This is a genomic window from Thermomonas haemolytica (assembly GCF_004346265.1).
Classification (GTDB): Bacteria; Pseudomonadota; Gammaproteobacteria; order Xanthomonadales; family Xanthomonadaceae; genus Thermomonas; species Thermomonas haemolytica.
Map to the genome: position 1 here is coordinate 174,206 of NZ_SMAP01000003.1, position 13,750 is coordinate 187,955.

A 13,750-nucleotide genomic window follows, 5' to 3' on the forward strand; every position below is an offset into this window, starting at 1 on the left:
AGCCATGGCAAAGGGTAAGTTCGAGCGCACCAAGCCCCACGTGAACGTGGGTACGATCGGTCACGTGGACCACGGCAAGACGACGCTGACGGCGGCGCTGACGAAGGTGGGCGCGGAGCGTTTCGGCGGTGAGTTCAAGGCGTACGACGCGATCGACGCGGCGCCGGAAGAGAAGGCGCGCGGCATCACGATCTCGACCGCGCACGTGGAGTACGAGAGCCCGACGCGCCACTACGCGCACGTGGACTGCCCCGGCCACGCCGACTACGTGAAGAACATGATCACGGGTGCGGCGCAGATGGACGGCGCGATCCTGGTGTGCTCGGCGGCGGACGGCCCGATGCCGCAGACCCGCGAGCACATTCTGCTGTCGCGCCAGGTGGGCGTGCCGTACATCGTGGTCTACCTGAACAAGGCGGACATGGTGGACGACAAGGAGCTGCTGGAGCTGGTGGAGATGGAAGTCCGCGAGCTGCTGAGCAAGTACGACTTCCCGGGCGATGACACCCCGATCATTGCGGGTTCGGCGCGCCTGGCGCTGGAAGGCGACCAGTCGGAGATCGGCGTGCCGTCGATCATCAAGCTGGTGGACGCGCTGGACACTTGGATCCCGGAGCCGGAGCGCGCGATCGACAAGCCGTTCCTGATGCCGGTGGAAGACGTGTTCTCGATTTCGGGCCGCGGCACCGTGGTGACCGGGCGCATCGAGCGCGGCGTGATCAAGGTGGGCGACGAAGTCGAGATCGTGGGCATTCGTCCGACCCAGAAGACGACCGTGACCGGCGTGGAGATGTTCCGCAAGCTGCTGGACCAGGGCCAGGCGGGCGACAACGCGGGTCTGCTGCTGCGCGGCACCAAGCGTGACGAGGTGGAGCGCGGCCAGGTGCTGTGCAAGCCGGGTTCGATCACCCCGCACACCGAGTTCGAGGCGGAGGTGTACGTGCTGTCGAAGGACGAGGGTGGCCGCCACACGCCGTTCTTCAAGGGTTACCGCCCGCAGTTCTACTTCCGCACGACCGACATCACGGGTGCGGTGGAGCTGCCGGAAGGCGTCGAGATGGTGATGCCGGGCGACAACGTGAAGATGAAGGTGACGCTGATCAACCCGGTGGCGATGGACGAAGGCCTGCGCTTCGCGATCCGCGAGGGCGGCCGCACCGTCGGCGCCGGCGTGGTGTCCAAGATCATCAAGTAAGCCCCTGCGTTTCCCCCGTTTCCGCCTGCGGAAACGGGCTGGGGTGGAGGCAGGCGGCGCAAGCCGCCGTTGCCTTTTTCGGGAACAGTGCAGTTTCGATACGCCAGTAGCTCAATTGGCAGAGCAGCGGTCTCCAAAACCGCAGGTTGGGGGTTCGAGTCCCTCCTGGCGTGCCACCTCCCGGAGCGCGCGTGCGTTCCGGGTCAGTAAGCCCAGAGAGAGTCGCGCCTTGACCAGCAATTCGCTGCCCCGTCCGTCCGCAGGCTCCGCGGACATCGTCAAGTACGTGCTGGCCGCGTTGCTGGTGGCGGCGGGCGTGTTCGTCTATTACTGGTTCGATGGTGCGTTGCCGGGCGTGGCGCGGGTGCTGGCCGTGGTGGCGGGCTTGGGGCTGGGCGTGTGGGTGTTCCTCCTGACCGGGGCGGGCGCGCGCGCGCGCGAGTTCCTGTCCGAGTCCCGCTTCGAGCTGCGCAAGGTAGTCTGGCCGACCCGCCAGGAGGCGACCCGGACGATGTGGATCGTGGTGATCGCGGTCATCGCCATCAGCCTGATCCTGGCGGCCTTCGACTGGATCATCCAGCTCGGCGTCAAGACGCTGCTTGGTTCCTGATGGAGAATGCCGTGAGCAATACCGAAGTCCAAAAGCGCTGGTACGTGGTGCACGCCTATTCCGGCTTCGAGAAGTCGGTGGCGCAGGCCCTGCGCGACCGCATCGCGCGGATGGGCATGCAGGATCGCTTTGGCGAGGTGCTGGTGCCCACCGAGGAAGTGGTGGAGATGCGCGCCGGCCAGAAGCGCCGTTCCGAGCGCAAGTTCTTCCCGGGCTACGTACTGGTGCAGATCGCCACCCATGTCGAGGATGGCATCCCGCGCATGGACAACGAGTCCTGGCATCTGGTCAAGGAAACGCCGAAGGTGATGGGGTTCATCGGCGGCACCGCCGACCGCCCGCTGCCGATCCGCGACGAGGAGGCCGATGCCATCCTCCAGCGCGTGCAGGATGGCGTCGAGAAGCCGAAGCCGAAGGTCCTGTTCGAGCCGGGCCAGATGGTGCGGGTGGTGGATGGCCCGTTCAACGACTTCAATGGCGTGGTCGAAGAGATCAATTACGAGAAGAGCCGCCTGCGGGTGGCAGTGCTGATTTTCGGCCGTTCCACCCCCGTCGAGCTGGAGTTTGGACAGGTCGAAAAGGCCTGATCTGGACGCCGTCGCGGTAGTTCTGCTATCATTGTCGGCTCCCTTCGAGGAGCAGCTGCAACCGGCCGCCGCGTGCGGCCGTTGCTGCGACTGGAATTTCGCCGCGCGATGCCGGGACGCGCGGTGGTCAAGTGATCGTTCCCGGTCCGATGGGGAGCCTGCACGCCAGGCGTTTGCACCCGGAGACTTCCGAAAATGGCAAAGAAAGTAGTCGGCTACATCAAGCTGCAGGTCAAGGCCGGGCAGGCCAACCCGAGTCCGCCGGTCGGCCCCGCGCTGGGCCAGCGCGGCCTGAACATCATGGAGTTCTGCAAGGCGTTCAACGCCGCGACCTCCAAGCTCGAGCCGGGTCTGCCGACCCCGGTCATCATCACGGCCTATTCCGACCGCACCTTCACCTTCGTGACCAAGAGCACGCCGGCCACGGTGCTGCTGAAGAAGGCGGCCGGCATCACCTCCGGCTCCAAGCGCCCGAACACCGAGAAGGTGGGCAAGGTCACCCGCAAGCAGCTCGAGGACATCGCCAAGGCGAAGGAGCCCGACCTGACCGCGGCCGACCTTGATGCGGCGGTGCGCACGATTGCGGGCTCGGCCCGTTCCATGGGTCTGGTGGTGGAGGGTTAAGGCGATGGCACTGAGCAAGCGACAGAAGGCGATCCGGGCTGCGACCGTCCCCGGCAAGGCCTATGCAATCGATGAGGCCCTGAAGATCATCAAGGAACACAGCAAGGCCAAGTTCGTCGAGGCCGTCGACGTGGCCGTGCGTCTTGGTGTGGATGCCAAGAAGTCCGACCAGCAGGTGCGCGGTTCCACCGTGCTGCCGGCCGGTACCGGCAAGTCGGTCCGCGTGGCCGTGTTCTGCCCGGCGGGCGCCAAGGCCGACGAGGCCCTGGCCGCTGGTGCCGACGTCGTTGGCATGGATGACCTGGCGGAGAAGATGATCGCCGGTGATCTCAATTACGACGTTGTGATTGCGACCCCGGACGCGATGCGCGTGGTCGGCAAGCTTGGCCAGGTGCTGGGCCCGCGTGGCCTGATGCCGAACCCGAAGGTCGGCACCGTGTCGCCGAATCCGGCCGAGGCGGTGAAGAACGCCAAGGCGGGCCAGGTGCGCTACCGCACCGACAAGGCCGGCATCATCCACTGCACCATCGGCAAGGCGAACTTTGAGAACGAGGCGCTGAAGGGCAACCTGCAGGCGCTGCTGCTGGACCTGATCAAGGCCAAGCCGGCGACCTCGAAGGGAACCTACCTGCAGAAGATCTCGCTCAGCTCCACCATGGGCCCCGGCGTCACCGTGGACCAGGCCTCGCTGAGCCTGAAGTAATGCTGCAAGCCGCGCCGCCCCGGCGGCGCGGTGCTTCGAAATTTTGAAGGCCCCGCCGCGATCCGTCGCGGCGGAAGCCGTCAAAGACCGCAGGTGCGGTCCGCGCGTGGCAACGACGGGCAAGGATGCTCACACGGCATGGAATCGCCGTTGCCGAAGGCGGGGTCGCTTAATCCACTCCCGCGAGGGAGGGCCTGCGTAGATGGTGATGCCCTTCTGGAATGTTTTGGACCAAGACAGCTCTGGATGGCCACCGCCGGGATGCCCTGCATCCCCGATGCCACGGACCGGCATCGCCCAGGACCGCCAGCGGCAGGAGCCGCGGGCGGCGTTCAATCGAGGAGTGACTATGGCTCTCAATCTGTCCCAGAAACAGGATGTTGTCGCACAGGTGGCGCAAGTCGCCGCGACGGCGCACTCCCTGGTCGCGGCCGAGTACGCCGGCACCACGGTCGAGCAGATGACCGCGATGCGCAAGAAGGCCCGCGAGACGGGCGTGTTCCTGAAGGTCGTGAAGAACACGCTGGCCGCGCGCGCCGTCACCGGCACCGAGTACGAAGTGGCGAAGGATTCCCTCGTGGGTCCGCTGCTGTACGCGTTCTCGACCGAGGAACCCGGCGCCGCCGGGCGCCTGATCAAGGAGTTCGCCAAGGGCAACGACAAGCTGCAGCCCAAGGTCGTCGTCGTCGGTGGCCAGCAGTACCCGGCCAGCCACGTCGAGGTCCTGGCGTCCCTGCCGACCCGCGACCAGGCCCTTGCCATGCTGGCCCGCGTGCTGGCCGAGCCGGCGGCGATGTTCGCCCGCGCGGTCAAGGCCGTCGCCGACAAGCAGGGCGGTGGCGATGCAGCCCCGGCGGAAGCCGAGGCGCAGGCCGAACCGGCCTGATGCGCGTCCGATCCTGACAACGTTCCCCATTCAAACGAAACATATCCAGAGGTAATCGCAATGTCCCTGACCAACGAGCAGATCGTCGACGCCATCGCCGCCAAGTCGCTGATGGAAGTGATGGAGCTGGTGAAGGCCATCGAAGAGAAGTTCGGCGTCTCCGCCGCCGCCCCGGTGATGGCGGTTGCTGCCGCCGGCCCGGCTGCCGCCGCCGCCGAAGAGCAGACCGAGTTCAACGTCATCCTGAAGTCCGCTGGCGAGAAGAAGGTCGAAGTGATCAAGGCCGTCCGCGCCATCACCGGCCTGGGCCTGAAGGAAGCCAAGGACCTCACCGAGGCCGGCGGCACCGTGAAGGAAGGCGTGTCGAAGGAAGACGCCGAGAAGATGAAGAAGGACCTCGAGGCCGCCGGCGCGACCGTCGAAATCAAGTAATCCTTCGTTGCGTCGCCGGGCTGCACATGCTGGCGACCACCAAAGGCTGGGGGCGGAAGCCCCCGGCCTTTGGCCGTTGTGGAAACCGTTGTTCCAGAGCCACCGAGTTGACAGTCGGAAGTAGCGGGAGAGGGCGTGCTGGTGCCGGCAATACCAGCGACTTCCCACTGTCAGTTCCTGTATTTCCCCGCCGGCCGCGCAACCGCGGCCGAACATGACGAGGCGCACGCGACATGACTACCGCCAAGCAGTATTCGTTCACCGAGAAAAAGCGCGTCCGCAAGGATTTCGGCAAGCGCCGCTCTATCCTTGAGGTCCCCTACCTGCTCGCCATCCAGCTGGACTCCTATCGCGAGTTCCTGCAGGAGAACGTCGAGCCCTCCAAGCGCGAGGACAAGGGCCTGCACGCCGCGCTGAAGTCGGTGTTCCCGATCGTGAGCTACAGCGGCAATGCCGCGCTGGAGTACGTCGGCTACAAGCTGGGCGAGCCGGCCTTCGACGAGCGCGAGTGCCGCACCCGCGGCCTGTCCTACGGCGCGCCGCTGCGGGTCACCGTGCGCCTGGTCATCTACGACCGCGAGTCGTCCACCAAGGCGATCAAGTACGTGAAGGAGCAGGAGGTCTACATGGGCGAGATCCCGCTCATGACCGACAACGGCACCTTCATCGTCAATGGCACCGAGCGCGTCATCGTCTCCCAGCTGCACCGTTCGCCCGGCGTGTTCTTCGACCACGATCGCGGCAAGACCCATAGCTCGGGCAAGCTGCTGTTCTCCGCGCGCGTGATTCCCTACCGCGGCTCTTGGCTGGACTTCGAGTTCGATCCGAAGGACGCGCTCTTCACCCGCATCGATCGTCGCCGCAAGCTGCCGGTGACCGTGCTGCTGCGCGCGCTGGGCTACTCCAACGAGGAGATGCTGGCCGAATTCTTCGACATCAACACCTTCCACATCGAGGCGGAAGGCGTGCAGCTGGAGCTGGTGCCCGAGCGCCTGCGCGGCGAGACCCTCGACTTCGACCTCGCCGATGGCGACAAGGTGATCGTCGAGGCCGGCAAGCGCATCACCGCGCGCCACATCAAGCAGCTCGAGGCGGCCGGCGTGTCCGCGCTGGCGGTGCCGGACGACTACATCGCCGGGCGCATCCTGGCGCATGACGTGGTTGATCCGAAGACCGGCGAGCTGCTGGCCAGCGCCAACGACGAGATCACCCTGGACATCCTGGAGAAGCTGCGCAAGGCCGGCATCGCCAGCGTGGGCACCCTGTGGGTGAACGACCTCGACCGTGGCCCGTACCTGTCGAACACCCTGCGCATCGATCCGACCAAGACCCAGCTGGAGGCGCTGGTCGAGATCTACCGCATGATGCGTCCGGGCGAGCCGCCGACCAAGGACGCCGCGCAGAACCTGTTCCACAACCTGTTCTTCACCTTCGAGCGCTACGACCTGTCGGCCGTGGGCCGGATGAAGTTCAACCGCCGCCTGGGCCGCAAGGAAGTCACCGGCGCGCCGGTGCTGTTCGACGCCAAGTACTTCGCCGACCGCAAGGACGAAGAGTCCGTGCGCCTGCGCGAGATGACCGGCGGCGTCGGCTCCGACATCCTCGACGTGATCCGCGTGCTGTGCGAGATCCGCAACGGCCGCGGCGTGGTGGACGACATCGACCATCTCGGCAACCGCCGCGTGCGCAGCGTCGGCGAGATGGCCGAGAACACCTTCCGCGTCGGCCTGGTGCGCGTGGAACGCGCGGTCAAGGAGCGGCTGTCGATGGCCGAGTCCGAGGGCCTGACCCCGCAGGAGCTGATCAACGCCAAGCCGGTGGCCGCGGCGATGAAGGAGTTCTTCGGCTCCTCGCAGCTGTCGCAGTTCATGGACCAGAACAACCCGCTGTCGGAGGTCACCCACAAGCGCCGCGTCTCGGCGCTGGGCCCGGGCGGCCTGACCCGCGAGCGCGCCGGTTTCGAAGTGCGCGACGTGCATCCGACCCACTACGGCCGCGTGTGCACCATCGAGACCCCGGAAGGCCCGAACATCGGCCTGATCAACTCGCTGGCGGTGTTCGCCCGCACCAACAAGTACGGGTTCCTGGAGACCCCGTACCGCAAGGTGGTGGACGGCCGCGTCACCGACGAGGTCGAGTACCTGTCGGCGATCGAGGAGAACGAGTACGTCATCGCGCAGGCCAACGCGCCGCGCGACGAGCACGGCAACATCACCGCGCAGTTCGTGGCCTGCCGCTTCCAGGGCGAAAACCTGCTGAAGCCGCCGAGCGAAATCCATTACATGGACGTCTCGCCGATGCAGACGGTGTCGGTGGCGGCGGCGCTGGTGCCGTTCCTGGAGCACGACGACGCCAACCGCGCGCTGATGGGCGCCAACATGCAGCGCCAGGCCGTCCCGACCCTGCGCGCGCAGAAGCCGCTGGTCGGCACCGGCATCGAGCGCGCGGTGGCGCGCGACTCGGGCGTGACCGTGAACGCCCGCCGCGGCGGCGTGGTCGAGCAGATCGACGCGGCGCGCATCGTGGTCAAGGTGGACGAAGCCGAGATCTCGGGCGAGACCGATGCCGGCGTGGACATCTATTCGCTGGTCAAGTACACCCGCAGCAACCAGAACACCTGCATCAACCAGCGCCCGCTGGTGAACGTGGGTGACCGGGTCGAGCGCGGCGACGTGCTGGCCGACGGGCCGTCCACCGACATCGGCGAACTCGCGCTGGGCCAGAACATGCTGGTCGCGTTCATGCCGTGGAACGGCTACAACTTCGAGGACTCGATCCTGCTCTCCGAGCGCGTGGTCGAGGAGGATCGCTACACCACGATCCACATCGAGGAGCTGACCGTCCAGGCCCGCGACACCAAGCTGGGGCCGGAGGAGATCTCGGCCGACATCCCGAACGTCTCCGAGCAGGCGCTGTCGCGCCTCGACGAGTCCGGCGTGGTGTACATCGGCGCCGAGGTGCGCGCTGGTGACATCCTGGTCGGCAAGGTCACGCCGAAGGGCGAGAGCCAGCTGACCCCCGAGGAGAAGCTGCTGCGCGCGATCTTCGGCGAGAAGGCCTCGGACGTGAAGGACAGCTCGCTGCGCGTGCCCCCGGGCATGGATGGCGTGGTGATCGACGTGCAGGTGTTCACCCGCGACGGCATCGAGAAGGACAAGCGCGCGCGCCAGATCGAGGAAAACGAGATCCGCCGCGTCAAGAAGGACTTCGACGACCAGTACCGCATCCTCGAGAACGCCATCTACGCCCGCCTGCGCGAGCAGCTGCTGGGCAAGGTCGCCAACGGCGGCCCGGGCGTGAAGAAGGGCGATACCGTGTCGTCGCTGGTGCTGGACGGGCTGAAGAAGTCCGACTGGCTGCAGCTGCGGATGAAGGACGACGACGCGGCGGATGCCATCGAGCGCGCCGCCAAGCAGCTCGAGGCGCACCAGAAGGAGTTCGACAAGCGTTTCGCCGACAAGCGTGCCAAGATCATGCAGGGCGATGACCTCGCCCCGGGCGTGCTGAAGATGGTGAAGGTGTTCCTGGCGGTGAAGCGCCGGATCCAGCCGGGCGACAAGATGGCCGGCCGCCACGGCAACAAGGGCGTGGTGTCCAAGATCGTGCCGGTCGAGGACATGCCGTACATGGCCGATGGCCAGACCGTGGACATCGTGCTGAACCCGCTGGGCGTGCCGAGCCGTATGAACATCGGCCAGGTGCTGGAAGTGCACCTGGGCCTGGCGGCCAAGGGGCTGGGCCAGAAGATCCAGCGCATGCTGGAGGCGCAGGCCAAGGTCGCCGAGCTGCGCAAGTTCCTCGACGAGATCTACAACCACGACCGCAAGACCCACGTCGAGCGGGTGGACCTGTCGCAGTTCAGCGACGAGGAGCTGCTGGCGATGGCGAAGAACCTGACCGACGGCGTGCCCATGGCCACGCCGGTGTTCGATGGCGCCACCGAAGCCGAAATCAAGGCAATGCTGAAGCTTGCCGACCTGCCGGAGTCGGGACAGGTCCAGCTGTACGACGGCCGCACCGGCGAGGCGTTCGACCGCAAGACCACGGTCGGCTACATGCACATGCTGAAGCTGAACCACCTGGTCGACGACAAGATGCACGCGCGCTCGACCGGCCCGTACTCGCTGGTCACCCAGCAGCCGCTGGGCGGCAAGGCGCAGTTCGGCGGCCAGCGCTTCGGCGAGATGGAAGTCTGGGCGCTGGAAGCCTACGGCGCGGCCTACACCCTGCAGGAGATGCTGACGGTGAAGTCCGACGACGTGCAGGGCCGCAACCAGATGTACAAGAACATCGTCGATGGCGCGCACGAGATGGTCGCCGGCATGCCGGAGTCCTTCAACGTGCTGGTGAAGGAAATCCGCAGCCTGGCCATCAACATGGAACTCGAGGAGCACTGAGTTTCGCGACGGCGCGGCCCTGAGGCCGCGCCGCCCCGCAGGACCCATTGCCCCCGACCCGGAGAATCCCAATGAAAGATTTGCTGAACCTCTTCAACCAGCAGCGCCAGACGCTCGACTTCGACGCGATCAAGATCGCGCTGGCCAGCCCGGACCTGATCCGCTCGTGGTCGTACGGCGAGGTGAAGAAGCCCGAGACCATCAATTACCGCACCTTCAAGCCGGAGCGCGACGGCCTGTTCTGCGCTGCCATCTTCGGTCCGATCAAGGACTACGAGTGCCTGTGCGGCAAGTACAAGCGCATGAAGCACCGCGGCGTGGTCTGCGAGAAGTGCGGCACCGAGGTGACCCTGGCCAAGGTGCGCCGTGAGCGCATGGGCCACATCGACCTGGCCTCGCCGGTCGCGCACATCTGGTTCCTGAAGTCGCTGCCCTCGCGCATCGGCCTGATGCTGGACATGACCCTGCGCGACATCGAACGCATCCTCTACTTCGAGGCGTACGTGGTGACCGAGCCGGGCCTTACCCCGCTCGAACGCGGCACGCTCCTCAATGAAGAGGAGTACATGAAGGCGCGCCAGGAGCATGGCGACGACTTCGACGCGGCGATGGGCGCGGAGGCGGTCTATGACCTGCTGCGCACCATCGACCTGCAGAGCGAGATGGTGCAGCTGAAGGAGGAGATCGCCTCCACCAACAGCGAGACCAAGCTCAAGCGCCTGACCAAGCGGATCAAGCTGATCGAAGCCTTCATCGAGTCCGGCAACCGCCCGGAGTGGATGGTCATGACCGTGCTGCCGGTGCTGCCGCCGGACCTGCGCCCGCTGGTGCCGCTGGACGGCGGCCGCTTCGCGACCTCCGACCTGAACGACCTGTACCGTCGCGTCATCAACCGCAACAACCGCCTGCGCCGCCTGCTGGAGCTGAACGCGCCCGACATCATCGTGCGCAACGAGAAGCGCATGCTGCAGGAGGCGGTGGATGCGCTGATGGACAACGGCCGCCGCGGCCGCGCCATCACCGGCACCAACAAGCGCCCGTTGAAGTCGCTGGCCGACATGATCAAGGGCAAGCAGGGCCGCTTCCGCCAGAACCTGCTCGGCAAGCGCGTGGACTACTCCGGCCGTTCGGTGATCGTGGTCGGTCCGTACCTCAAGCTGCACCAGTGCGGCCTGCCGAAGAAGATGGCGCTGGAGCTGTTCAAGCCCTTCATCTTCGCCAAGCTGCAGGCGCGCGGCCTTGCTTCCACCATCAAGGCGGCGAAGAAGCTGGTCGAGCGCGAGGAAGCCGAGGTGTGGGACATCCTCGAGGAGGTCATCCGCGAGCACCCGGTGCTGCTGAACCGCGCCCCGACCCTGCACCGCCTCGGCATCCAGGCGTTCGAGCCGGTGCTGATCGAAGGCAAGGCGATCCAGCTGCACCCGCTGGTCTGCACCGCGTTCAACGCCGACTTCGACGGTGACCAGATGGCCGTGCACGTGCCGCTGTCGCTGGAAGCACAGCTGGAAGCGCGCGCGCTGATGATGGCGTCCAACAACATCCTGTCGCCGGCCAACGGCGAGCCGATCATCGTGCCGTCGCAGGACGTGGTGCTCGGCCTGTACTACATGACCCGCGCGCTGGAGAACAAGGCGGGCGAAGGCATGGTGTTTGCCAACATCGCCGAAGTGAAGCGCGCCTACGACAACCGCGTGGTTGAGCTGCACGCCAAGTGCAAGGTGCGCATCACCGAGACCGTGCTGGCCGAGGACGGCAGCCGCAGCCAGCAGACTTCGATCGTGGACACCACGGTCGGGCGCGCGCTGCTGCGCGAGATCCTGCCGGAAGGCCTGCCGTTCGCGCTGGTCAACCTGGAGCTGACCAAGAAGAACATCAGCCGCCTGATCAACAGCTGCTACCGCATGCTCGGCCTCAAGGACACCGTGGTGTTCGCCGACAAGCTGATGTACACCGGGTTCGCGTTCGCCACCCGCGCGGGCGTGTCGATCGGCATCGACGACATGACCATCCCCGCCGAGAAGAAGGCGATCCTGGAGGAAGCCGAGGCCGAGGTGCTGGAGATCCAGCAGCAGTACCAGTCGGGCCTGGTCACCGCCGGCGAGCGCTACAACAAGGTCGTGGACATCTGGTCGCGCACCAACGAGCGCGTCGCCAAGGCGATGATGGACACCATCGGCACCGAGAAGGTGGTCAATGCCAAGGGCGAGATCATCGACCAGAAGTCGATGAACTCGATCTACATCATGGCCGACTCCGGCGCGCGTGGTTCGCAGGCGCAGATCCGCCAGCTGGCCGGCATGCGCGGCCTGATGGCGAAGCCCGATGGCTCGATCATCGAGACGCCGATCACCTCGAACTTCCGCGAGGGCCTGAACGTCCAGCAGTACTTCATCTCGACCCACGGCGCGCGCAAGGGCCTGGCGGACACCGCGCTGAAGACCGCGAACTCCGGCTACCTGACCCGCCGCCTGGTCGACGTGGCCCAGGACGTGGTGATCACCGAGACCGACTGCGGCACGCTCAATGGCCTGACCCTGACCCCGATCGTGGAAGGCGGCGACGTGGTCGAGCCGCTGAAGGACCGCGTGCTGGGCCGGATCGTGGCCGAGGACGTGTTCCTGCCGGGCAACGACGAGGATCCGTTCATCACCCGCAACACCCTGATCGACGAGCAGTGGGCGCAGAAGCTCGAGGATGCCGGCGTACAGGTGATCAAGGTGCGCAGCACCATCACCTGCGAGGCGCCGTTCGGCGTGTGTGCGCACTGCTACGGGCGTGATCTCGGCCGCGGCCACCTGGTGAACCACGGCGAAGCGGTCGGCGTGGTCGCCGCGCAGTCGATCGGCGAGCCGGGCACGCAGCTGACGATGCGTACCTTCCACATCGGTGGTGCGGCGTCGCGTGCGGCGGCGATCGACAACGTGACGGTGAAGACCACCGGTTCGATCAAGTTCAACAACCTCAAGTTCGTCAAGCACGCGGAAGGCCACCTGGTGGCGGTCTCGCGCTCGGGCGAGCTGTCGGTGCTGGACAACCACGGCCGCGAGCGCGAGCGTTACAAGCTGCCCTATGGCGCCACCCTGCAGGTGCAGGACGGCGGCGAGGTCAAGGCCGGCCAGACCGTCGCCAACTGGGATCCGCACAACCACCCGATCGTGTCGGAAGTGGCGGGCTTCATCCGCTTCGTCGATTTCGTCGATGGCGTCACCGTCATCGAGAAGGTTGACGAACTCACCGGCTTGGCATCGCGCGAGATCACCGATCCCAAGCGTCGCGGTAGCCAGGGCAAGGACCTGCGACCGCTGGTACGGATCGTGGACAAGGACGGCAAGGACCTCACCATCCCGGGCACCGACCTGCCGGCGCAGTACATGCTGCCGCCGCGCTCGGTCGTCAACCTGCAGGACGGCGCGCCGGTCGGCGTGGGCGACGTGGTCGCCAAGATCCCGCAGGAGGCATCCAAGACCCGCGACATCACCGGCGGTCTGCCGCGCGTGGCCGACCTGTTCGAGGCGCGCAAGCCGAAAGATCCGGCGATCCTGGCCGAGATTTCCGGCGTGGTCAGCTTCGGCAAGGAAACCAAGGGCAAGCAGCGGCTCATCATCAAGAATGCCGATGGCACCGAGCACGAAGAGCTGATTCCGAAGTACCGCCAGATCATCGTGTTCGAAGGCGAGCACGTGGAGAAGGGCGAGACCGTGGTGGACGGCGAGCCGAGCCCGCAGGACATCCTGCGCCTGAAGGGCGTCGAGGAGCTGGCCGCGTACCTGGTCAAGGAGATCCAGGACGTCTACCGCCTGCAGGGCGTGAAGATCAACGACAAGCACATCGAGGTCATCATTCGCCAGATGCTGCGCAAGGTCGAGATCACCGATGCCGGCGACAGCCGTTTCCTGGTGGGCGAGCAGGTCGAGCGCCAGCGCGCGATCGAGGAGAACGAGCGGCTGTCGCGCAAGGGCGAGATCCCGGCGAAGTTCGAGCCGGTGCTGCTGGGGATCACCAAGGCCTCGCTGGCGACCGAGTCGTTCATTTCCTCGGCCTCGTTCCAGGAAACCACCCGCGTCCTCACCGAGGCGGCGGTGCGCGGTACCCGCGACACCCTGCGCGGCCTGAAGGAGAACGTGATCGTCGGCCGCCTGATCCCGGCCGGTACCGGCCTGGCCTACCACAGCCAGCGCCGCAAGCAGGCCTCCGGGTTGACCGAGGCCGAGATGGCGACGCTGGCGGGCGAACCGGCGGCGGAGGCCGTCGAGGCGGGTGCTCCCGCGGACGAGGCGGCTGGCGAGTAAGCCGGCCCCCCGCACCCTGCCCGGGAA

Annotated in this window: 9 protein-coding genes and 1 tRNA gene; all 10 read left to right on the forward strand. The window is 66.3% G+C overall.

Translation table 11 applies throughout. From position 1 onward, the window contains the following. Positions 1-4: 4 nt before the first annotated feature. Complete coding sequence (tuf, locus tag EDC34_RS05615; protein WP_114959718.1) at positions 5-1,195, forward strand: elongation factor Tu; 1,191 nt, start codon at positions 5-7, stop codon at positions 1,193-1,195. Between the two features lie 100 nt (positions 1,196-1,295). Next, positions 1,296-1,371, forward strand: a tRNA-Trp gene (locus EDC34_RS05620). Between the two features lie 53 nt (positions 1,372-1,424). Continuing rightward, positions 1,425-1,805 carry a preprotein translocase subunit SecE gene (secE, locus tag EDC34_RS05625; protein ID WP_114959717.1) on the forward strand — a complete coding sequence of 127 codons (381 nt, stop codon included), beginning with the start codon at positions 1,425-1,427 and terminating at the stop codon, positions 1,803-1,805. 11 nt (positions 1,806-1,816) lie between these two features. After that, entirely contained in the window at positions 1,817-2,392 is a 576-nt protein-coding gene (gene nusG / locus EDC34_RS05630) for a transcription termination/antitermination protein NusG (RefSeq protein ID WP_240311065.1), read from the forward strand. A gap of 195 nt (positions 2,393-2,587) precedes the next feature. Further along, on the forward strand, positions 2,588-3,016 hold the full coding sequence (rplK, locus tag EDC34_RS05635) for a 50S ribosomal protein L11 (RefSeq protein WP_114959715.1): 429 nt from the start codon (positions 2,588-2,590) through the stop codon (positions 3,014-3,016). Positions 3,017-3,020: 4 nt separating this feature from the next. After that, entirely contained in the window at positions 3,021-3,719 is a 699-nt protein-coding gene (gene rplA, locus EDC34_RS05640; protein WP_114959714.1) for a 50S ribosomal protein L1, read from the forward strand. A 349-nt stretch (positions 3,720-4,068) separates the two neighbouring features. Further along, positions 4,069-4,605, forward strand: coding sequence for a 50S ribosomal protein L10 (gene rplJ, locus EDC34_RS05645; RefSeq protein WP_114959713.1), 537 nt, complete (start codon positions 4,069-4,071; stop codon positions 4,603-4,605). Positions 4,606-4,665: 60 nt separating this feature from the next. Beyond that, on the forward strand, positions 4,666-5,037 hold the full coding sequence (gene rplL, locus EDC34_RS05650; RefSeq protein ID WP_114959712.1) for a 50S ribosomal protein L7/L12: 372 nt from the start codon (positions 4,666-4,668) through the stop codon (positions 5,035-5,037). A 233-nt stretch (positions 5,038-5,270) separates the two neighbouring features. Next, positions 5,271-9,434 (forward strand): DNA-directed RNA polymerase subunit beta, encoded by a 4,164-nt coding sequence (gene rpoB / locus EDC34_RS05655; protein ID WP_114959711.1) that lies wholly within the window; start codon positions 5,271-5,273, stop codon positions 9,432-9,434. 71 nt (positions 9,435-9,505) lie between these two features. Beyond that, positions 9,506-13,723 (forward strand): DNA-directed RNA polymerase subunit beta', encoded by a 4,218-nt coding sequence (gene rpoC, locus EDC34_RS05660; protein WP_114959710.1) that lies wholly within the window; start codon positions 9,506-9,508, stop codon positions 13,721-13,723. Positions 13,724-13,750: the final 27 nt, after the last annotated feature.

Coding starts and splice junctions, on each gene's coding strand:
- tuf (WP_114959718.1), top strand. CDS start 5: ATGGCAAAGGGTAAGTTCGAGCGCACCAAGCCCCACGTGAACGTGGGT.
- rplK (WP_114959715.1), top strand. CDS start 2,588: ATGGCAAAGAAAGTAGTCGGCTACATCAAGCTGCAGGTCAAGGCCGGG.
- rplA (WP_114959714.1), top strand. CDS start 3,021: ATGGCACTGAGCAAGCGACAGAAGGCGATCCGGGCTGCGACCGTCCCC.
- rplJ (WP_114959713.1), top strand. CDS start 4,069: ATGGCTCTCAATCTGTCCCAGAAACAGGATGTTGTCGCACAGGTGGCG.
- rplL (WP_114959712.1), top strand. CDS start 4,666: ATGTCCCTGACCAACGAGCAGATCGTCGACGCCATCGCCGCCAAGTCG.
- rpoB (WP_114959711.1), top strand. CDS start 5,271: ATGACTACCGCCAAGCAGTATTCGTTCACCGAGAAAAAGCGCGTCCGC.
- rpoC (WP_114959710.1), top strand. CDS start 9,506: ATGAAAGATTTGCTGAACCTCTTCAACCAGCAGCGCCAGACGCTCGAC.